Here is a 20,872-nt window from a genome sequence, read left to right on the forward strand (position 1 = left end):
ATGCACATCGTCCAGCTGGCGAACTTCTACGGACCGCGGTCCGGCGGGCTGCGGACCGCGCTGAACCACCTCGGCGCGGGGTACGTCGCCAGCGGGCACCGGGTGACGCTGGTCGTGCCGGGGCGGCGGTACGCGGTGGAAAGCCTGCCGACCGGGGTGTGCCGGTATTCGTTGCCTGCCTTGCAAATTCCCGGCACCGGCGGGTACCGCGCGGTCGATCCGCAGCGGGTCCGCGCGGTGCTGCGGCGGCTGGAACCGGACCGGCTGGAGGTGTCCGACCGGTTGACCCTGCGCGGGATGGGCGTCTGGGCGCGGCGGAACGGCGTGCCCAGCATGGTCATTTCGCACGAGCGGCTGGACCGGTTGCTGGAACAGTTTTTGCTGCCCGGCGCGATGGCCCGGCACGTCGCGGATGCCGCCAACCGGCGGATGGCGGCGTCGTACGACACGGTGGTGTGCACTACAGCCTTCGCACACGCGGAGTTCGAGCGGATCGCCGCGCCCAACGTCCGGCGGGTGCCGCTAGGGGTGGATCTGGCGACGTTCGCGCCGTCGATGCGGGATTCCGGGTGGCGGTCGGCGCTGGCTGGCGGTGCCGACGCGTTGATTGTCCATTGTGGTCGGTTGTCGCCGGAGAAACATGTTGAGCGGAGCGTGGATACGGTCGCCGAGCTGACTGAGTCCGGCGCGCGGGTGCGGTTGGTGATTGCGGGGGACGGTCCGCGACGACGGGCATTGGAACGGCGGGCCCGGGGCTTGCCGGTGACGTTCCTCGGCTTCTTGGCTGGACGCGGCGAGGTGGCTCGATTGCTGGCCAGCGCGGATGTTTCGCTGGCTCCGGGACCGCATGAGACGTTCGGGCTAGCGGCTTTGGAGGCGCTTGCTTCCGGTACGCCGGTAGTGGTTTCGGCGTCCTCGGCATTGCGGGAGATCGTGCGGCCCGGGTGCGGGGCGGCGGTGGATGACTACGCGCCCGCGTTCGCCAGCGCGGTGACCGGCCTGCTGGATAGTCCTGAAGAGATCCGGCGGGCAGCCGCGAGGGCGCGGGCGGAGGAGTTCGCTTGGCCGAACTCAGTCCGCGGAATGCTCGCCGCGCTGGGCTGACAAAGGACAACTAGCCGCGGTAGCCGGGGTGGACGCCGGGGGTTAGGTCGTGGTCGGCGGCGACTCGGGCCAGCAGGTCGCGCAGCACCGAACGTTCCTCTGTGGACAGTGCGGCCATCATCTCGTCTTCGTGTGCTGTGGCGGCTTTCGCGAGTGCGGCCATCGTCTCCTGGCCTTTGTCGCTCAGGAAAACCGCGTAGAGGCGCCGGTCCTGCGGATTGCGACGGCGTTCGATCAGGCCCTGCTGCTCCAAGCCGTCGACGAGGGCGACCAGCCGGGTCGGCGGCGTGCCCAGTTCCGCGGCCAGCGCCTGCTGGCTCTCGCCGGGCCGCCGCGCGATCGCCCGGAGCAGGCCGGTCTGGGGCGGGGTCAGGCCCAGGTCCGCGACGCGTTCGGCGAAGCGCTGGGTCGCGTGTGCGCCCAGCTGGGCCAGCAGGAAAGCGCTGCCGAACTGCGGAGGTCCTTGCATGCCCTGAACCGTATCGCTTGACAATCCATTACGCCAGTGTAATCGTTACACTAGTGAAACTAATTGACCTGGAGGTTTGCTATGACGACCATGACTCGGCAGGGCGGTCCGCCCTTGCTGGCACCGGCGCTGGCGTTCGGAGCGCTGACCGTCGCGTCGGCGGTGCTCGGGGCGACGGGGACGCGGCCGGATTCCAGTGCGGCTGAGGTCGCCGCGTATATCGGCGGCAACCAGGGCGTTGTGCAGCTGCTCGCGTTCGCGGTGTTCGGCGCGTCGGTTCCGTTGGCGGTCTGGGCCGCGACCGCCTATCGCAGACAGCGGCGGCTCGGCGTCGCGGCACCGGGCGCGGTGATCGGGTTGACCGGCGGCGTGCTGTCCGCGGCCGCGCTCGCGATGAGCGGGTTGATCACCTGGACCGCCGCGCAGTCCAGCGAGACGCCGGCGGTGGCGCGCGCGTTGACCAGCCTCGCGTTCGCGTCCGGCGGGCCGGGCTTCGTGGTGCCGCTGGCATTGCTGATCGCCGGGATCGCGGTGCCCGCATTGTTCCTGAACCTGCTGCCGCGCTGGCTGTCGGTCGCCGGGCTGGTGGTCGCCGCGGCCGCGGTGCTCGCCTCGCTGTCGCTGCTGACCCCGGCGCTGTATCCGCTGATCCCGGTCGGCCGGTTCGGCGGGCTGGCGTGGCTGGTCGCCGCCAGCGTCCTGCTCCCGCGCGACCGCGCGGCACGGACGGACTAATCTCGGACCCATGCCCCGAGCGAGCCTGGACAAGGATCCGCACGAAGTCGCCGCGATGTTCGACGGCGTCGCGTCCGGTTACGACCGGGCGAACTCGTTCATGACGTTCGGGTTCGACCGGCGCTGGCGCACCACCACGGCGCGCGTGCTGGACGCCAAACCGGGGGAGAAGGTGCTCGACCTCGCGGCGGGCACCGGGGTGTCCACCGTCGAGTACGCGCGCGGCGGAGCCTGGTGCCTCGCCGCAGACTTCTCCGTCGGGATGCTCAAGGCGGGCCTGCACCGGAAGGTGCCGATGGTCGCCGCGGACGCGATGTGCCTGCCGTTCGCCGACAACAGCTTCGACGCCGTCACCATCTCCCTCGCGCTGCGGAACTTCGTCGACACCAAGGGCGCGCTCGCGGAGATCCTGCGGGTGGTCAAACCGGGCGGCAGGCTGGTGATCTGCGAGGTGTCGACGCCCACCTTCGCCCCCATCCGGTTCATCTACCGGCGGTTCGTCCTCAAGCTGCTCACCTGGGTCGGCAGCCGGTCCTCGACCAACCCCGAGGCCTACTCCTACCTGGCCGAATCGATGCTCGCCTGGCCTGATCAGCGCGGGCTCGGCGAGATCATCGCGAGCGCCGGATGGACCGAGGTGGAGTGGCTGAACCTCACATTCGGCGTCGTCGCGATCCACCGAGCGCGCAAGCCTGCCTAAACTCGGCGGCATGACGACTTCGCGCCGCAGCCCGGACCACGACGCCGAAGTGATCGTGGTCGGGGCTGGACCGGCTGGTTCGACCGTGGCCACCTACCTCGCGCGCGCCGGGGTGGACGTGCTGCTGCTGGAGAAGACCGTCTTTCCGCGCGAGAAGGTGTGCGGGGACGGGCTCACGCCGCGGGGTGTGAAGCAGTTGATCGACCTCGGTCTGGACACCAGCGAGGAAGCGGGCTGGGTGCGGAGCCGGGGGCTGCGGATTCTCACCGGGGATCTGACGCTGGAGTTCGATTGGCCGGATCTCACTGATTACCCGCCTTACGGCGTCTCGCGTACTCGGCACGACTTTGATGACCTGCTGGCGAAGACCGCGGTGAAGGCTGGGGCTCGGTTGTACGAGCGGACCACGGTCACGGGGGCGATTACCAATGCTTCCGGCCGGGTCGTGGGGGTTGAGGCGAAGGTCGGGCCGGAGAAGACGCCGGTCAGTTATCGGGCGCCGTTGGTGCTGGCTTGCGACGGGGTGTCGGCGCGTCTGGCGTTGAGCGTGGGGATCGACAAGAACGAGAAGCGGCCGATGGGGGTCGCGGTTCGGCGGTACTACAAGAGTCCCAAGCATGATGACCCGTTCATCGAGGGTCATCTTGAGCTGTGGGACCGGTCTGATCCTCGGGATCCGAAGCTGCTGCCTGGGTACGGGTGGGCGTTTCCGTTGGGGGACGGGACGGTCAACGTCGGGCTGGGGATGCTGTCGACCTCGGCGTCGTTCCGGAACACCGACTATCGCGCGTTGTTGCGGCAGTGGCTTGACGGGACTCCTGAGGAATGGGGGTACCGCGAGGAGAACGCCATCGGCAAGGTCGGCGGGGCCGGGTTGCCGATGGGGTTCAACCGGACGCCGCATTACCGGAACGGGCTGCTGCTGCTCGGCGACGCCGGGGGGATGGTGAGCCCGTTCAACGGCGAGGGGATTTCGGCGGCGATGGAGTCGGCGCAGCTCGCGGCTGAGGCTGTGGTGCAGGCGTTGGCTCGGCCGGAGGGGCCGTCTCGGGAGCGGGCGTTGGAGGGGTATCCCCGTGCTGTCGGCGAGCTGATGGGCGGGTATTACCGGCTGGGGAACGTGTTCGCGAAGTTGATCGGGAAGCCGAAGATCATGCACGCGGCTACCAAGTACGGGTTGCGGGTCAACAAGATTCTTCCCTTGGTGTACAAGGGGCTTTCCGGGTGTTACGACGCTCGTGGGGGCGATGGGGTGGATCGGTTGATCGCGGCATTGGCCCGCGTCACCCCCAGCCCGCGCTGACCTCTCGCCACCCGCCCCAATGTGGCATTGGGTGCGTGACATGCACCCAATGCCACATTGGGGCGTTCTGGGCCGGGCGTGACGAGGGCGTTCGGGAGCCAGGTTTCGGGGCGGCACGGGCGTTCCGGGGCCGGAGCATTACCCGGGTGGAGCAATGGTTGTCCGGCCGGTCAGTGTGATACGTCACAAGATCGAGTCGGGGGTTCTGCTCGGCGCGGTTCTTGAATCGGGCTTTACCGCTGGTCTCGCGATTGTGCGCGGGGGTGGGCCTGGGGGATCGTTCTGTCTAGTTAGGGCTGCCTTAGTCCATAACCCCTCGGGACAAGAGTGTGACTCACGTCCTACACTCCCCCCATGCTTTGTGAATCGCTTCACAACCGCGACTCGTCGCTTGTGAACTATTTCACAAGCAGGTGGTGGGTCGGACACGGGCCGTAAGGGCGCCCTGACCCTCGGCGGTGTGACCCAGCTCCCTTAGGGTGCGCAACCGAGAACTCGGACCACCACCCGAGAACAACCCGCAGCGGCGCGGAAAGGATGGCGAAGACCCCGTGCTGATGGTGCCCGTGCTGGCGCAGGCCGATCCCGGACCGGCGGCGCCCGGACTCAACGTGTATCTGCCGCTCGTTCTGCTTTTCGTGCTCGCGGCGGGGTTCGCCGTGTTCTCCGTGCTGCTGGGTCCGCTCGTCGGGCCGAAGCGGTACAACCGCGCGAAGACCGCTGCCTACGAGTGCGGCATTGAACCGTCGCCGCAGCCGCTCGTCGGCGGCGGCCGGATGCCGGTGGCCTACTACATCACGGCCATGCTCTTCATCCTGTTCGACATCGAGATGGTGTTCCTCTACCCGTTCGCGGTGAACGCCAACGCACTCGGTGTCTTCGGCCTGGTGGAGATCGTGCTGTTCATCGTGACGGTCGGGTTCGCGTACGCCTACGTGTGGCGGCGCGGCGGCCTGGATTGGAACTGAACCCATGGGCCTCGAAGAAAAACTCCCCAACGGCATCCTTCTTGCCAGCCTCGAGGGACTGGTCAACTGGGCACGCAAGAACTCGCTGTGGCCCGCCACGTTCGGGCTCGCCTGCTGCGCGTTCGAGATGATGTCGGTCGGCGGTTCGCGCTACGACATCGCGCGGTTCGGCATGGAGCGGTTCTCCGCGACGCCGCGCCAGGCCGACCTGATGATCGTGGCCGGCCGGGTGACCCAGAAGATGGCCCCGGTCCTGCGCCAGATCTACGACCAGATGGCCGAGCCCAAGTGGGTCCTCTCGATGGGCGTCTGCGCGTCGTCCGGCGGGATGTTCAACAACTACGCCGTCGTGCAGGGCGTCGACCACATCGTGCCGGTCGACATGTACCTGCCGGGGTGCCCGCCGCGGCCGGAAATGCTGCTCGACGCGATCCTCAAGCTGCACGCCAAGATCCAGGACGAGCCGATCAACGCCCGCCGCGCCGCGATCCGCGCGGCCAGCGGGGCCCGTACCGAGCTGATCCCGTCCTCGATCAAGTACGCGAAGAAGTGAGCACCGGTGCCTGAGAACCCCGAAGAGACTCCCGAAACCGGCGGCCCGCAGTCCAGCGCGGAGCGGCCCGAAGCAGGCCTCGAAGCGCACGGCCCCGGCGCGGCCGAACCGGTCGTCGCCGGACGCGAGCGCAAGGGCATGTTCGGTGTCCGCGGCAGCGGGGACACCTCCGGTTACGGCGGCCTGCGGCTGCCCGCCTACAGCCCGCCGCCCGCGGAGCGCCCGTACGGCGGCTGGTTCGACGAGTTCGCCGACGAGTTCATGGCCGCCTTGGCGGACAACAAGATCCCGCCGACCGCGATCCTTCAGACCACTGTGGACCGCGGCGAGATCACCTTCTACGTCAGCCGCGAGCACCTCGTCGACATCGCCAAGGTCCTGCGCAACGACCCGGGCCTGCGGTTCGAAATGCTGCTGGCGGTCACCGGCGTCGACTACGGCGTGGACGTCCCGCAGCGGATGCACACGGTCTACGACTTCCTGTCGATGACCTACCGCCGCCGGATCCGCCTCGAAGTCACGATGGACATGGACAACCTGCACGTCCCGTCCCTCGTCCCGGTCTACCCGACGGCGGACTGGCACGAGCGCGAGGCCTACGACATGTTCGGCATCGTCTTCGACGGCCACCCCGGGCTCACCCGCATCTTCATGCCGGACGACTGGGACGGCCACCCCCAGCGCAAGGACTACCCGCTCGGCGGGATCCCGGTCGAATACAAGGGCGCGGAAATCCCGCCGCCAGACCAGCGGAGGTCGTACTCGTGACCAGCACCAACGAAACGACGGAAGCCGAGTACGCGGAAGTCCGGGACACCACCGAAGGCCCCGTCTACCACGTCTCCGGCGGGGACTGGGACGAAGTGCTCGGCGACGCCCAGCACGACGATCGCATGGTCATCAACATGGGCCCGCAGCACCCGTCGACGCACGGCGTGCTCCGGCTCGTGCTGGAGCTGGAAGGCGAGACGGTCACGCAGCTGCGCGCGGTCGTCGGCTACCTGCACACCGGCATCGAGAAGAGCGCGGAGTTCCGCAACTGGACCCAGGGCGTCACCTTCGTGACCCGCGCGGACTACCTCGCCCCGCTGTCCAACGAGATGTGCTACTGCCTCGGCGTCGAGAAACTGCTGGGCATCAAGGCCCCGCCGCGTGCGGAACTGCTGCGCGTGCTTCTCCTCGAGCTCAACCGGATCACCTCGCACCTGGTGTTCATCGCGACCGGCGGCATGGACCTCGGCGCCACCACCGCGATGACGCTCGGCTTCCGCGAGCGCGAAGAAGCCATGCACCTGCTGGAGTACCTGACCGGCCTGCGGATGAACCACGCGTTCATCCGGCCCGGCGGGCTCGCGCAGGACTTCCCCGAGGACTGGACGGAAAAGGTCCTCGACTTCTGCAAGCTCATGGACAAGCGGCTTCCGCTGTACGACAAGATGTTCACCGGTCAGCCGATCTGGCGGAACCGGCTCAAGGACGTCGGCGTGCTGCCGCTGGACGCGTGCCTCGAACTCGGCATCACCGGCCCGGTGCTGCGCGCCGCGGGCCTGCCGTGGGACCTGCGCAAGACCGAGCCGTACTCGCGCTACGACGAGATCGAGTTCGACGTGCCGACCTCGACCGACGCGGACAGCTGGGCGCGGTACCTGCTGCGGCTCGAGGAAATCCACCAGAGCCTGCGGATCATGAAGCAGGTCGCGAAGATGGCCGAGCCGGGCCCGGTCATGGTGGAGGACAAGAAGATCGCCTGGCCCGCGCAGCTGTCCATCGGCAGCGACGGCATGGGCAACTCGCTCGGCCACGTCAAGAAGATCATGGGCCAGTCGATGGAATCCCTGATCCACCACTTCAAGCTCGTCACCGAGGGCTTCCACGTGCCGCCGGGCCAGGTCTACGCGCCGGTCGAATCGCCGCGCGGCGAGATCGGCGCGCACCTGGTGTCCGACGGCGGCACCCGCCCGCTTCGCGTGCACCTGCGGGAGCCGAGTTTCGTGAACATGCAGGCGATGCCCGCGATGGCCGAAGGCGGCCTGGTGGCCGACCTCGTCGTCGTGATCGCTTCGATCGACCCGGTTCTGGGGGGAGTTGACCGATGACGAACCCGACCGCAGTCCCGGAGCCGGGGCCGCACGACGCGACGAAGACCTACGCGGCCGCGGGAGCCGACACCGACGTCGCCGCGATCGCGCCCGACCCGTCCGTCGCCGAGGGAATCCTCGCCGACACACCGGCGGCGGACGTATTCGACGCCGACACGCACCGCGAGGCGAAGGAAATCATCGCCCGCTACCCGATGTCGCGTTCGGCGCTGCTGCCGATGCTGCACCTGGTGCAGTCGGTGCAGGGCTACGTGAGCCAGGAAGGCATCGCCTTCTGCGCGCAGCATCTCGACCTGACCGACGCCGAGGTCAGCGCGGTCGCGACGTTCTACACCATGTACAAGCGCCGCCCGTGCGGCGAGCACCTGGTGAGCGTCTGCACCAACACGCTGTGCGCGGCGCTCGGCGGCGACGACATTTACAAGAAGCTCCAGACGCACCTCGGTTCCGCGGAAAAGCCGCTGGGGCACGAGGAAACCGCGGGCACGCCGGGTGAACAGGGCTCGATCACCTTGGAGCACGCGGAATGTCTCGCCGCCTGCGACCTCGGCCCGGTCATCCAGGTGAACTACGAGTACTTCGACAACCAGACGCCGGAGCAGGCGGTCGCGCTCGTGGACGCGTTGCAGGCAGGGAAAAAGCCCGCCCCGACGCGCGGTGCGGCGCTGACCGACTTCAAGGGCGCGGAGCGGCAGCTCGCCGGGTTCTGGCCCGAGGACGAGGCCGCTTACCGCAGTGCCGTGGACGGTCCGTCGCAAGCGGTCGAGACCTTGCGCGGCGCGCAGATCGCAGCCGACCGCGGCTGGTCCGCCCCCGGTGCACAGGATGTTCCGCTTCCTGAAGTGGAGAAGAAGTAATGGCTGATCCCATCACTCCGGTCCTCACGAAGCGCTGGCTGTCCCCGGAATCCTGGCGCATCGAAACGTACGAGGCGCTCGAGGGCTACATCGCGGCGCGCAAGGCGCTGGCCGCCACGCCCGAGCAACTCGTGCAGGTGGTCAAGGACTCCGGTCTGCGCGGCCGCGGCGGCGCGGGCTTCCCGGCGGGCGTGAAGTGGTCGTTCATGCCGCCCAACGAGGACAAGCCGCACTACCTGGTGATCAACGCCGACGAGGGCGAACCCGGTACCTGCAAGGACATTCCGCTGATGATGGCGGACCCGCATTCGCTGATCGAGGGCTGCATCATCGCCTCGTACGCGATGCGGTCGCACCACTGCTTCATCTACGTCCGGGGCGAGGCGCTGCACTGCATCCGCCGGCTCAACGCGGCCGCGCGCGAGGCGTACGCGAAGGGCTACCTCGGCAAGAACATCTTCGGCACCGGCTGGGACCTCGAGCTGACCGTGCACGCCGGGGCCGGCGCGTACATCTGCGGCGAGGAAACCGCGCTGCTGGACTCGCTCGAAGGCCGTCGCGGGCAGCCCCGGCTCAAGCCGCCGTTCCCCGCCGCCGCCGGTCTGTACGCCGCGCCGACGACGGTGAACAACGTCGAGACCATCGCGTCCGCGTCGTACATCATCAACGCCGGTTCGTCGTGGTTCCGCGAGATGGGCCGCGAAAAGTCGCCCGGTCCGAAGATCTACTCGATCTCCGGCCACGTCGAGAAGCCCGGGCAGTACGAATGCCCGCTCGGCACCACGCTGCGCGAACTGCTGGAGCTGGCCGGCGGCATGAAGGACGGCATCCCGCTCAAGTTCTGGACGCCCGGCGGTTCGTCGACGCCGATGTTCACCGCCGAGCACCTCGACGTCCCGCTCGACTTCGAGGGCGCGGCCGAGGCCGGTTCGATGCTCGGCACCACCGCGGTGCAGGTCTTCAACGAGACCGTTTCGGTGCCGTGGGCGGTCATGAAGTGGACGCAGTTCTACGAGCACGAGTCCTGCGGCAAGTGCACGCCGTGCCGCGAGGGCACGTACTGGCTGGCGCAGATCCTGGAGCGGATGGTCGAGGGCCACGGCACCGAGGAGGACATCGACACCCTCCTCGACGTGTGCGACAACATCTTCGGCCGCTCGTTCTGCGCGCTCGGCGACGGCGCGGTGTCGCCGATCCAGAGCGGCATCAAGTACTTCCGGGACGAGTTCCTGGCCTTGTGTGAGAGCAACAAGCGAGAACTGGTGGGAGCGCAGGCATGACGATCGCCCCCGACAAGCCCGAAACGGCGGAAACGCCGGTCCCCGAGGGCTACGTCAAGCTGACCATCGACGGCGAAGAGGTCATCGCGCCCAAGGGCGAGCTGCTGATCCGCACCGCCGAACGGCTCGGCACCAGCATCCCTCGCTTCTGCGACCACCCGCTGCTCGACCCGGCGGGCGCGTGCCGCCAGTGCCTGGTCGAGGTCGAAATGGGCGGCCGTCCGATGCCGAAGCCGCAGGCCTCGTGCACGATGACGGTCGCCGACGGCATGGTGGTCAAGACGCAGCTCACCTCGCCGGTCGCGGACAAGGCGCAGCAGGGCGTGATGGAGCTGCTGCTCATCAACCACCCGCTGGACTGCCCGATCTGCGACAAGGGCGGCGAGTGCCCGCTGCAGAACCAGGCGCTCGCGCACGGCCGCGCGGAATCGCGGTTCGTGGACACGAAGCGCACGTTCCCGAAGCCGCTGCCGATCTCGTCGCAGGTGCTGCTCGACCGGGAACGCTGCGTGCTGTGCCAGCGCTGCACCCGGTTCTCCGACCAGATCGCCGGCGACCCGTTCATCGCGCTGCTCGAACGCGGCGCGCACCAGCAGATCGGCACCGCGGAAACCGCCGACGTGCTGGACCTCGCCTCGCGCACCACCGGCGGCGAACCGTTCCAGAGCTACTTCTCCGGCAACGTGATCCAGATCTGCCCGGTCGGCGCGCTCACCAGCGCGGCGTACCGGTTCCGGTCGCGGCCGTTCGACCTCGTCTCCTCGCCGAGCGTGTGCGAGCACTGCTCGTCCGGCTGCGCCGAGCGCACCGACTTCCGGCGCGGCAAGGTCCAGCGCAAGCTGGCCGGCGACGACCCGGAGGTGAACGAGGAATGGCTGTGCGACAAGGGCCGGTTCGCGTTCCGCTACGTGCAGGCCGGTGACCGGATCCGCCGTCCGCTCGTCCGCAACGCCGACGGCGAGCTGGAGGAAGCGTCCTGGACCGACGCGCTCCGGACCGCCGCGGAAGGCTTGCTGAAGGCCCGCGAGGGCAAGGGCGGCGCGGTGCTCACCGGCGGCAGGCTGACCGTCGAGGACGCCTACGCGTACTCGAAGTTCGCCCGGATCGCCTTGCGCACCAACGACATCGACTTCCGCACCCGCGCGCACTCGGACGAGGAGCTCGCGTTCCTCGGGTCGACGGTCGTGGGCACCACGCCGGAAACCGGCGTGACGTTCGGCGAGATCGAACGGGCCAAGACGGTGCTGTGCGTGGCGTTCGAGCCCGAGGACGAAGCGCCGATCGTGTTCCTGCGGCTGCGCAAGGCGGCGCGCAAGAACCGCACCCGCGTCGTCCACTTGGGACAGTGGACGACCTCCTCGGTGCGCAAGACCTTCGGCGAACTGCTGGCCTGCGTTCCCGGCGGCGAAGCGGCCGCAGTGGACGGGATCGCGCAGCACGCGGCCGACGTTGACGCGGCGCTCAGCGGCGAGGGCGCGGTGATCCTGGTCGGCGAGCGGGCCGCGGAAATCCCCGGCCTGTTCTCCGCGCTGCTGCGGCTCACCGCCCGCACCGGAGCCCGGCTGGCGTGGATCCCGCGCCGCGCGGGCGACCGGGGCGCGCTCGAAACCGGTTGTGTGCCCACGCTTCTGCCGGGCGGCCGCTCGGTCGCCGACGCGGCGGCCCGCGCCGAGGTCGGGAAGCAGTGGGGTGCCGAGCTTCCGGCCGAACCGGGCCGCGACGTCACCGGCATCCTCCAGGCCGCTTCCGGCGGACAGCTGGACGCGCTGGTGGTCGGCGGCGTCGACCCGAACGACCTGCCCGACCCGGACCTGGCCCGCCGCGCGCTCGACAACGCCGGGTTCGTGGTCAGCCTGGAATTGCGGGCGAGCGAGGTCACCGAACGGGCCGACGTGGTCCTGCCGATCGCCCCGGCGGTCGAGAAGTCCGGCAGCTACCTCAACTGGGAGGGCCGCCGCCGCGACTTCGACACCACGCTGGAGGGCACCGGTTCCCTCTCCGACGGCCGGGTGCTCGACACCCTGGCCGTCGAAATGGACGCCGACCTGTTCACCCAGACCCCGGCCGCCGCGGCCGCCGATTTCGCTCGCCTCGGCAACCGCCCCAATGTGGCATTGGGTGCATCTCACGCACCCAATGCCACATTGGGTGCATCTGACGCACCCAATGCCACATTGGGGCGCTCTGAGCCGGGGCCGGGGCAGGCAGTGCTCGCCACCTGGCGGCAGCTGATCGACAACGGCTCGCTGCAGGACGACGAACCGCACCTCAAGGGCACCCAGCGGCCGCCGGTCGCCCGGCTTTCGGCGAAGACCGCCGAGGGCCTGGGCGGAACGGTCCGGGTGTCGAACGAGCGCGGGTCGATCACCCTGCCGGTCGAGGTCGCCGACCTGCCGGACGGCGTGGTGTGGCTGCCCGGCAACTCCGACGGCTCGGCCGTCCGCGCCGCACTCGCCGCCGGACACGGCGCGCTCGTGCAGATCTCCGGAGGTGACCAGTGAGCCCGCAGCTCACGCAGTTCCTCGCCGCGTACCCGGACGCCGCGGAACGGGCTCGGCTCCTCGCCGACGACCCGTGGTGGCTCGTCCTGATCAAGGCGGTCGTGGTCCTGTTGATCGGGCCGGTCCTGACGATCTTCCTGATCGTGTGGGAGCGCAAGGCGATCGGCCGGATGCAGAACCGGCCCGGCCCCAACCGGGTCGGCCCCGGCGGCTACCTGCAGTCGCTCGCCGACGCGATCAAGCTCCCGTTCAAGGAGCAGATCATCCCGGACACCGCCGACCGCAAGGTGTACTTCCTCGCGCCGGTGCTGTCCGCGGTCCCCGCGCTGATCGCGCTGTCGGCCATCCCGTTCGGCCCGGTCGTCTCGATCTTCGGGCACCGGACGGTGCTGCAGCTGATGGACCTCCCGGTCGGCGTGCTGGTGATCCTCGCCTGCTCGTCGGTCGGCGTGTACGGCATCGTGCTGGCGGGCTGGGCTTCCGGCTCGCCGTACCCGCTGTTCGGCGGCATGCGCTCGGCGGCGCAGGTGATCTCCTACGAGATCGCGATGGGCCTCTCGATCGTCGCGGTGATCCTGTACTCCGGTTCGCTGCAGACGTCGGAAATCGTGCAGGCGCAGTCGCACGGCTGGTACTTCTACATGCTCATCCCGAGCTTCGTGATCTACGTGATCTCGATGGTCGGCGAGACGAACCGCGCGCCGTTCGACCTCCCGGAGGCCGAATCCGAGCTGGTCGGCGGCTTCCACACCGAGTACAGCTCGATGAAGTTCGCGATGTTCTTCCTCGCCGAGTACGTCAACATGGTGATCGTCTCCGCGTTCTGCACCACGCTGTTCCTCGGCGGCTGGCGGTTCCCGTTCGTCGGCGACGATTCGGCGCTGAACCAGAACTGGTGGCCGGTCCTCTGGTTCTTCGCCAAGACGTTCATTCTGCTGTTCGGCTTCATCTGGCTGCGCGGCACGCTCCCGCGGCTGCGGTACGACCAGTTCATGCGGCTGGGCTGGAAGGTCCTGGTCCCGGTCAACCTGGTGTGGATCGTGGTCGTGGTCGCGATCAAGACGGTCCAGTGGAGCTGGCCGCAGATCCTCGTCGGCGTCGGCATCGTGCTGGTGGTGCTCGTGCTGCTGAGCCTCGCGCTGCCGGACAAGAAGCTGCCCGAATCGGATTACGTGGACCTGGCCGGAAGCGGCTACCCGCTGCCGCCGCTCGACCTGCGGGTCCCGGACGCGACGCCGCGGCAGAAGGCGCTGGCCAAGGCGGAGGCGAAGGCCGCGCGGCGCAAGCCGGCCGGCGTCACCGCGGCGGCCGCACAGGAAGGAACAGAAGATGGCGGCAACTGACTTCCTCAATCCCATCAAGGGATTCGGCGTCACCTTCGGGATGATGTTCAAGAAGGTCGCGACCGAGGAGTACCCCGAGGCAGGCGCCCCGGCCGCACCCCGCTACCACGGCCGCCACCAGCTCAACCGGCATCCGGACGGGCTGGAGAAGTGCGTCGGCTGCGAGCTGTGCGCCTGGGCGTGCCCGGCGGACGCGATCTTCGTCGAGGGCGGCAACAACACCGAAGAGGCGCGGTACTCGCCCGGCGAGCGGTACGGCGCGGACTACCAGATCAACTACCTGCGCTGCATCGGCTGCGGCCTGTGCATCGAGGCGTGCCCCACCCGGTCGCTCACCATGACCAACTTCTACGAGCTGGCCGACGACGACCGGCAGCGGCTCATCTACACCAAGGAAGACCTGCTCGCCCCGCTGCTGCCGGGCATGGAGCAGCCGCCGCACCCGATGCGGCTCGGCGACAACGAGCAGGACTACTACGTGAACGGCCCCGAGCTGGCCGCGAACGCGCAGCAGCAGGAGGCGAAGAAGTGATCGCCGCCCTTCTCGCGCAGGCGCCGGCGTCCGGCGTCGACGCGTCCGTGACGACCGGCGAGGCCATCGCGTTCTGGATCCTCGGCCCGCTCTCGCTGCTCGGCGCGCTCGGGATGATCTTCTCCCGCAACGCCGTGCACTCGGCGCTGTGGCTGGTGCTCACGATGCTGACGCTCGGCGCGCTGTACATGACGCAGTCCGCGCCGTTCCTCGGGTTCACCCAGATCATCGTCTACACCGGCGCGATCATGATGCTGTTCCTGTTCGTGCTGATGCTGGTCGGCCGGGACAGCTCGGACTCGGTGGTCGAAGTCCTTCGCGGGCAACGGCTCGCCGCCGGGGTGCTCGGCATCGGGCTCGCCGCCCTGATCGCCGCGGGCGTGTTCCGCGCGATGGTGAACGTGACCCCGGCGAAGCCGCTCGACCCGTACCAGCAGACCGGCGGCGGCCCCGGCGGTCTCGGCAGGCTGATCTTCACCCAGTACCTGTTCCCGTTCGAGCTCACCTCGGCACTGCTGATCACCGCCGCGCTCGGCGCGATGGTGCTGGCCTTCACCGGCCGCAGCGGCAAGAGCAAGCTCTCCCAGCGCGAACTGGTCAAGCTGCGCTTCCGCGGCGAGCACGACCGCCCGTCGCCGCTGCCCGGCCCCGGCGTCTTCGCCACCGCCAGTTCGGTGTCGACCCCGGCGCTGCTGCCGGACGGTTCGGTCGCGCCGGAGTCGCTGTCGGAGATCATCGAATCCACCTCGGCGATCCGGCTCATGCGCGAGCGCAAGCTCATCGCGGACGAGGGCCCCAAGCCCGACGCGCACGCACTGGTCGGCGGCGTCGACAAGGCCGAGCCCGCCGAGGAAGAAGAAGGGGAAGGAAAGTGACCCCGAGCTATTACTTGCTGCTGTCCGCGCTGCTGTTCTGCATCGGCGCGGTGGGCGTGCTGGTCCGCCGCAACGCGATCGTCGTGTTCATGTGCATCGAGCTGATGCTGAACGCGGTGAACCTGACCCTGGTCACCTTCGCCCGCATCAACGGCGGGCTGCACGGCCAGGTGATGGCGTTCTTCGTGATGGTCGTCGCGGCCGCCGAAGTCGTGGTGGGGCTGGCGATCATCATGGCGATCTTCCGCACCCGCCGCTCGGCCTCGGTCGACGACACGAACCTGCTGAAGTACTGAGGGAGACGACCGAGTGACCGCATCATCGTGGCTGCTGGTGGCCCTTCCCGCCCTCGGCGCCCTCGTCCTGCTCCTATCCGGGAAACGCGCGAAAGCGTGGGGGCACCTGCTCGGCTGTGCCACCGTCACGCTCGCCTTCGTGTACGCCGTGATCCTGTTCTTCTCCACCGACAGCGGCTCGGTCACCGACACCAAGGTCTACTCCTGGATCCCGGTGACCCAGCTGCAAGTGGACTTCGGGCTGCGCATCGACGCGCTGTCGCTGACGTTCGTGCTGCTGATCACCGGCGTCGGCATGCTGATCCACTTCTATTCGATCGGCTACATGGCCGACGACGAGGGCCGGTACCGCTTCTTCGCGTACCTGAACCTGTTCGTCGCCTCGATGCTGATCCTGGTGCTGGGCAACAGCTTCGTGACGCTGTACCTCGGCTGGGAGGGCGTGGGCCTCGCCTCGTACCTGCTGATCGGCTGGTATCAGAACCGCCCGTCCGCGGCGACCGCGGCGAAGAAGGCGTTCCTGATGAACCGCGTCGGCGACGTCGGGCTCGCGCTGGCGATCTTCCTGATGTTCAAGTACGTCGGGTCGACCGGCTACGCGCAGGTCTTCGAGGGCGTCGCGCAGGGCAAGATCCCGCCGGGCGCGATCACCGCCATCGCGATCCTGCTGCTGCTGGGCGCCTGCGGTAAGTCGGGTCAGTTCCCGCTGCAGGCCTGGCTGCCGGACGCGATGGAAGGCCCCACTCCGGTGTCGGCGCTCATCCACGCGGCGACGATGGTCACCGCGGGCGTGTACCTGGTGGCCCGCTCCAACGTCATCTTCACCGCGACGCCGGACGGACGACTGGTCGTCACGCTGGTCGGCGCGGTCACGCTGCTGCTCGGGTGCGTCGTCGGCTGTGCCTACGACGACATCAAGAAGGTGCTCGCGTACTCGACGGTCAGCCAGATCGGCTACATGATGCTGGCGGTCGGCCTCGGGCCGGGCATTTACGCGCTGGGCATCATGCACCTGGTGGCGCACGGCTTCTTCAAGGCCGGGCTGTTCCTCGGGGCCGGTTCGGTCATGCACGGCATGAACGACGAGGTCGACATGCGCAAGTTCGGCGGCCTCGCCAAGCGGATGCCGATCACCTTCGTCACCTTCGGCCTCGGCTACCTGGCGATCATTGGCTTCCCGTTCCTCACCGGGTACTACACGAAGGACGCGATCATCGAGGCGGCGTTCGGCCAGGAAGGCTGGCGCGGCTGGGCTTTCGGCCTCGCGACGGTGATCGGCGCCGGGCTCACCGCGTTCTACATGACGCGGCTGATGATGATGACCTTCTTCGGCAAGGAACGCTGGAAGGACATCAAGAGCACCGACGGGCGCGACTTCCACCCGCACGAGTCCAAGCCGGTCATGTGGATCCCGATGGCGATCCTGGCGGTCGGTTCGGTCGGCGCGGGCGCGTTCTTCGCGATCGGCGACCGGTTCGTCGACTGGCTGGCCCCGGTGGTCGGCAAGTTCGAGGAGGCCGAGCACACCCCGATCCCGTCGTGGACGGTCCCGGCGGCGACGCTGGTGCTGGCCGCGCTCGGCGTGCTGCTGGCGGTCTGGCTGTTCCGCCCCTCGCGCGACGTTCCGCTCGAGAAGCCCGAGCGGGTGTCCTGGCCGGTCCGCGCGGCACGCAAGGACCTGTACGGCAACGCGCTCAACGAAACCCTGGTCGCCCGTCCGGGCACCTGGCTGGCGCGGGCGCTGGTGTACGTGGACAACCGCGGCGTCGACGGTGCGGTGAACGGCCTCGCCGCGGCACTCGGCGGCGGGTCCGGGCGGCTGCGCCGGACGCAGACCGGATTCGTGCGCTCCTACGCACTGTCCATGCTCGGCGGCACGTTCCTGCTTCTCGCGGCCCTTCTGCTGGTGAGGTTCTCCTGACATGACTTGGCTTCTGGCGCTCATCCTGCTGCCGCTGGCCGGCTCGCTGGTGCTGGCGTTCCTCAAGAGGAACGACCGGGCCGCGGTCGCCACGGCGCTCGCCGTGTCCATTGTGGAGTTCCTGCTGATCATCCCGTTCTGGGCGAGCTACTCGCCCTCGGGCGAGCGCATCCAGCAGGCCACCACGATGGACTGGATCCCGAACTTCGGCATCCACATCTCGTTCGGCACCGACGGCATCTCGCTCATCATGATCGCGGTGATCGCGCTCCTGGTGCCGATCGTCGTCGGCGCGCTCGGGCTCACCGACAAACTGCCCGCGGGCCGCAGCGCGGGCGGGTTCCTGTCGCTGATCCTGCTGCAGGAGGCGATCACGATCGGCGTCTTCGCGGCGACCGACGTGTTCCTCTTCTACGTGCTGTTCGAGATCATGCTGATCCCGATGTACTTCCTGATCGGCGGCTACGGCGGCGCGAACCGGCAGTACGCGGCGGTGAAGTTCTTCCTGTACTCGTTCCTCGGCGGCCTGATCATGCTGGCGTCGGCGATCGGGGCGTACTCGCTGGCCTCGGACAAGCTCGGCAAGGGCACGTTCGACTGGGCCACGCTGGTGACGGTGGTGCGCGACGCGCCGACCGGCACGCAGATCTGGCTGTTCCTCGGCTTCTTCCTCGCGTTCGCGATCAAGGCCCCGCTGGTCCCGTTCCACACCTGGCTGCCGGACGCCGCCGGCCAGGCCCCGATCGGCGTCGCGGTGCTGCTGGTCGGCGTGCTGGACAAGGTCGGCACGTTCGGGTTCCTGCGGTACTGCCTGCCGATGTTCCCGGAGGGCAGCAAGGCGCTCGCGCCGCTGGTGCTGATCCTGTCGGTGATCGGCGTGCTGTACGGCTCGATCCTCGCGGCGGGGCAGCGCGACATGAAGCGGTTCATCGCCTACGTGTCGATCGCCCACTTCGGGTTCATCGCGCTGGGCATCTTCACCTTCAACGAGCAGGCGATGGTCGGCTCGGTGTCGTACATGCTGAACCACAGCTTGTCGACCGGGATGCTGATCGTGGTGATCGGCCTGATCGTGATGCGCGGCGGGTCGAGCAAGATCTCGGACTACGGCGGCATGGCGAAGGTGACCCCGCTGCTCGGCGGAATGCTGTTGCTGGCCGGTCTTTCCGCGCTGTCGCTGCCGGGAACCAACTCGTTCGTCAGCGAGTTCCTCGTGCTGCTGGGGTCCTTTGTGGACCAGCCGGTGTACACGATCCTCGCGACCGTGGGCATGGTGCTCGCCGCGGCGTACGTGCTGTGGCTGTACCAGCGGATCATGCAAGGCCCGGTCCGCGGCGACGCCCTGGTGGGCGTCGGCGGGGGACCGGGCACCGCGATCGCGCCGGAACTCGGCGCTCGCAAGGCCATTACCGACCTGGGCAAACGCGAGATCGCGATCCTCGCGCCCCTGGTCATCCTGATCATCGGACTGGGTTTCTACCCCAAGCCGATGCTCGACACGATCACCCCGTCGGTGCAGGCGACGCTGTCTGCCGTGCAGGGAGGCAAGTAAACCGTGCTCGACATGTTCCTGGCGCAAGCGCCGGCAGCGCCACTGGAAGTGCCTTCGGTCGATTACGCGGCCGTGCTGCCGATGCTGATCGTCTTCGGCGTCGCGTGCATCGGCGTGCTGGTGGAAGCGTTCGCGCCGAAGGCCACGCGGTGGGGGATCCAGGTGACGATCTCCCTCGTCGCGATCCTCGCCGCGGGGGTTTCGCTGATCCTGTACGCGACCGGTTCTTCTTCCTCGAAGGCCGGTACGACGACGTTCTCCGGCTCGATCTCGGTGGACCGGCCGTCGCTGTTCCTGTGGGGCACGCTGCTGCTGCTCGGCCTCGGCGCGGTCTTCCTGATCGCGGACCGGAAGGTCGAGGCGGGCGGCGCGTTCGTGGCTCAGGCGGCGATCCGGCCCGGTACGGTCCAGGACCGCGCGCAGTCGGCTACGACGTCGCAGACCGAGGTCTTTCCGCTGACGCTCTTCGCGCTCGGCGGGATGATGACGTTCTGCGCGGCCAATGATCTGCTGACGATGTTCATCGCGTTGGAAGTGCTTTCGCTGCCGCTGTACCTGATGTGCGGGCTGGCTCGGCGGCGTCGGCTGATCTCGCAGGAAGCCGCGGTCAAGTACTTCCTGCTGGGGGCGTTCTCGTCGGCGTTCTTCCTTTACGGGCTGGCGTTGCTGTACGGGTACGCGGACTCGGTGAAGCTGGCTGACATCGCGCACGCGGCTGCTGGGTCGGATCGGTCGGACACGTTGTTGTTCGCCGGTCTTGGATTGCTTGTGGTGGGCCTGCTGTTCAAGGGTTCGGTGGGGCCGTTCCACACGTGGACGCCGGACGTTTACCAGGGTGCGCCTACGCCGGTTACCGGGTTTATGGCTGCCTGTACGAAGGTCGCTGCGTTTGGTGCCATCCTGCGCGTGCTCAGTGTCGGGTTTTCCTCGACTAGCTGGGAATGGCGCGGGGTCATGTGGGCCGTGGCCATTATTTCGATGGCGCTTGGGGCGATTCTCGGGCTGACGCAGACGGATGTTAAGCGGATGATCGCTTACTCGTCGGTGGCGCACGCTGGGTTCTTGCTTGTCGGTGCTATTGCGATGACTGAGGACGGGCTGTCCAGCACGTTGTTCTATCTGCTGGCGTATGGGTTTACTACGTTGGCTGCGTTTGGGGTTGTTTCTCTGGTGCGGGATTCCAGCGGGGAGGCTACGCATCTCTCCGCTTGGGCTGGGTTGGCTAAGCGGTCGCCGTTGTTGGCTGGGGTGTTTACGTTCCTCTTGCTGGCGTTGGCTGGGATTCCGTTGACTAGTGGGTTTGTCGGGAAGTTCGTGGTGTTCTCGGCGGCGTTGTCGGATGGGATGGCGCCGTTGGTGGTTGTCGCGCTGGTGTTTAGTGCGGTGGCTGCGTTCTTCTATTTGCGGGTTATTGTTTTGATGTATTTCTCCGAGCCTGCTGCTGATGGGCCTACGGTGACTGTGCCGGGTGGGTTTACTACTGCGGCTATTGCGTTGGGTGTTGTGGTTACGTTGGTGCTTGGGGTTCTTCCGGCCTTTGCGTTGGACTGGGCTGGGGCTGGGGGGTTTGCTTCTTAGGGGTGGGTTTGGCGGCTCGTCGCCTGGCGGCGACATTGCGCCCTGAGTGGTTGCGTGGGCACCCCGATTTTTGATTGTCTGAGGTTCCCCCGTCGGGTCGGACACTCTGATCCTTGGCTTTGGCCTGGGGAAGGATGTTTGTTGTGTCTGGTTCGTCGAGGTATCCGGAAGAGTTCCGGCGGGATGCGGTCGCGTTGGCGCGGTCG

Annotated in this window: 19 protein-coding genes; 18 read left to right on the forward strand and 1 reads right to left on the reverse strand. The window is 68.1% G+C overall.

Annotation, left to right across the window (positions count from 1 at the left end; translation table 11 throughout):
• Entirely contained in the window at positions 1-1,104 is a 1,104-nt protein-coding gene (locus PUT80_RS33110; RefSeq protein ID WP_275294514.1) for a glycosyltransferase, read from the forward strand.
• A 10-nt stretch (positions 1,105-1,114) separates the two neighbouring features.
• On the opposite strand, the gene PUT80_RS33115 is transcribed toward PUT80_RS33110, so the two are convergent.
• The gene (locus PUT80_RS33115) at positions 1,115-1,573 is read right to left on the reverse strand and encodes a MarR family transcriptional regulator (RefSeq protein WP_275294515.1); all 459 of its coding nucleotides are present in this window, start codon (positions 1,571-1,573) and stop codon (positions 1,115-1,117) included.
• A gap of 81 nt (positions 1,574-1,654) precedes the next feature.
• Here PUT80_RS33115 and PUT80_RS33120 point away from each other — a divergent pair, with 81 nt between their 5' ends.
• The 17 genes from PUT80_RS33120 to nuoN all read left to right on the forward strand — a co-directional run bounded on the left by PUT80_RS33120 (position 1,655) and on the right by nuoN (position 20,666).
• Positions 1,655-2,308, forward strand: coding sequence for a DUF4386 domain-containing protein (locus PUT80_RS33120; RefSeq protein ID WP_275294516.1), 654 nt, complete (start codon positions 1,655-1,657; stop codon positions 2,306-2,308).
• 10 nt (positions 2,309-2,318) lie between these two features.
• Complete coding sequence (locus PUT80_RS33125; RefSeq protein WP_037818876.1) at positions 2,319-3,008, forward strand: demethylmenaquinone methyltransferase; 690 nt, start codon at positions 2,319-2,321, stop codon at positions 3,006-3,008.
• Between the two features lie 10 nt (positions 3,009-3,018).
• The gene (locus PUT80_RS33130; protein WP_275294517.1) at positions 3,019-4,311 is read left to right on the forward strand and encodes a geranylgeranyl reductase family protein; all 1,293 of its coding nucleotides are present in this window, start codon (positions 3,019-3,021) and stop codon (positions 4,309-4,311) included.
• A 557-nt stretch (positions 4,312-4,868) separates the two neighbouring features.
• Complete coding sequence (locus PUT80_RS33135; protein WP_037818926.1) at positions 4,869-5,279, forward strand: NADH-quinone oxidoreductase subunit A; 411 nt, start codon at positions 4,869-4,871, stop codon at positions 5,277-5,279.
• Positions 5,280-5,283: 4 nt separating this feature from the next.
• A complete protein-coding gene (locus PUT80_RS33140; RefSeq protein WP_009072052.1) occupies positions 5,284-5,832 on the forward strand; it encodes an NADH-quinone oxidoreductase subunit B in 549 nt (182 codons plus the stop codon).
• 6 nt (positions 5,833-5,838) lie between these two features.
• Positions 5,839-6,600 carry an NADH-quinone oxidoreductase subunit C gene (locus tag PUT80_RS33145; RefSeq protein WP_037818880.1) on the forward strand — a complete coding sequence of 254 codons (762 nt, stop codon included), beginning with the start codon at positions 5,839-5,841 and terminating at the stop codon, positions 6,598-6,600.
• Positions 6,597-7,928 carry an NADH-quinone oxidoreductase subunit D gene (locus tag PUT80_RS33150; RefSeq protein WP_037818884.1) on the forward strand — a complete coding sequence of 444 codons (1,332 nt, stop codon included), beginning with the start codon at positions 6,597-6,599 and terminating at the stop codon, positions 7,926-7,928. Before PUT80_RS33145 ends, PUT80_RS33150 begins: the two co-directional genes overlap by 4 nt.
• Positions 7,925-8,788 (forward strand): NADH-quinone oxidoreductase subunit NuoE, encoded by an 864-nt coding sequence (gene nuoE, locus PUT80_RS33155; RefSeq protein ID WP_043836118.1) that lies wholly within the window; start codon positions 7,925-7,927, stop codon positions 8,786-8,788. Before PUT80_RS33150 ends, nuoE begins: the two co-directional genes overlap by 4 nt.
• Positions 8,788-10,068 carry an NADH-quinone oxidoreductase subunit NuoF gene (gene nuoF, locus PUT80_RS33160; RefSeq protein ID WP_275294518.1) on the forward strand — a complete coding sequence of 427 codons (1,281 nt, stop codon included), beginning with the start codon at positions 8,788-8,790 and terminating at the stop codon, positions 10,066-10,068. Before nuoE ends, nuoF begins: the two co-directional genes overlap by 1 nt.
• Positions 10,065-12,569 (forward strand): NADH-quinone oxidoreductase subunit G, encoded by a 2,505-nt coding sequence (locus PUT80_RS33165; RefSeq protein ID WP_275294519.1) that lies wholly within the window; start codon positions 10,065-10,067, stop codon positions 12,567-12,569. The genes nuoF and PUT80_RS33165 overlap by 4 nt, the downstream gene beginning before the upstream one ends.
• Entirely contained in the window at positions 12,566-13,912 is a 1,347-nt protein-coding gene (nuoH, locus tag PUT80_RS33170) for an NADH-quinone oxidoreductase subunit NuoH (RefSeq protein ID WP_275294520.1), read from the forward strand. Before PUT80_RS33165 ends, nuoH begins: the two co-directional genes overlap by 4 nt.
• Positions 13,899-14,444, forward strand: a complete 546-nt coding sequence (gene nuoI / locus PUT80_RS33175) for an NADH-quinone oxidoreductase subunit NuoI (RefSeq protein ID WP_037818891.1) — start codon at positions 13,899-13,901, stop codon at positions 14,442-14,444. The genes nuoH and nuoI overlap by 14 nt, the downstream gene beginning before the upstream one ends.
• Entirely contained in the window at positions 14,441-15,319 is an 879-nt protein-coding gene (locus tag PUT80_RS33180) for an NADH-quinone oxidoreductase subunit J (protein ID WP_167754425.1), read from the forward strand. The genes nuoI and PUT80_RS33180 overlap by 4 nt, the downstream gene beginning before the upstream one ends.
• Positions 15,316-15,615 (forward strand): NADH-quinone oxidoreductase subunit NuoK, encoded by a 300-nt coding sequence (gene nuoK, locus PUT80_RS33185; protein WP_033291119.1) that lies wholly within the window; start codon positions 15,316-15,318, stop codon positions 15,613-15,615. Before PUT80_RS33180 ends, nuoK begins: the two co-directional genes overlap by 4 nt.
• Before the next feature lie 13 nt (positions 15,616-15,628).
• Entirely contained in the window at positions 15,629-17,536 is a 1,908-nt protein-coding gene (gene nuoL / locus PUT80_RS33190; RefSeq protein WP_043836109.1) for an NADH-quinone oxidoreductase subunit L, read from the forward strand.
• Between the two features lies 1 nt (position 17,537).
• The gene (locus PUT80_RS33195) at positions 17,538-19,088 is read left to right on the forward strand and encodes an NADH-quinone oxidoreductase subunit M (protein ID WP_275294521.1); all 1,551 of its coding nucleotides are present in this window, start codon (positions 17,538-17,540) and stop codon (positions 19,086-19,088) included.
• A gap of 3 nt (positions 19,089-19,091) precedes the next feature.
• The gene (nuoN, locus tag PUT80_RS33200) at positions 19,092-20,666 is read left to right on the forward strand and encodes an NADH-quinone oxidoreductase subunit NuoN (protein ID WP_037818896.1); all 1,575 of its coding nucleotides are present in this window, start codon (positions 19,092-19,094) and stop codon (positions 20,664-20,666) included.
• Positions 20,667-20,872: the final 206 nt, after the last annotated feature.

Source organism: Amycolatopsis sp. La24 (assembly GCF_029087445.1).
Classification (GTDB): domain Bacteria; phylum Actinomycetota; class Actinomycetes; order Mycobacteriales; family Pseudonocardiaceae; genus Amycolatopsis; species Amycolatopsis nivea.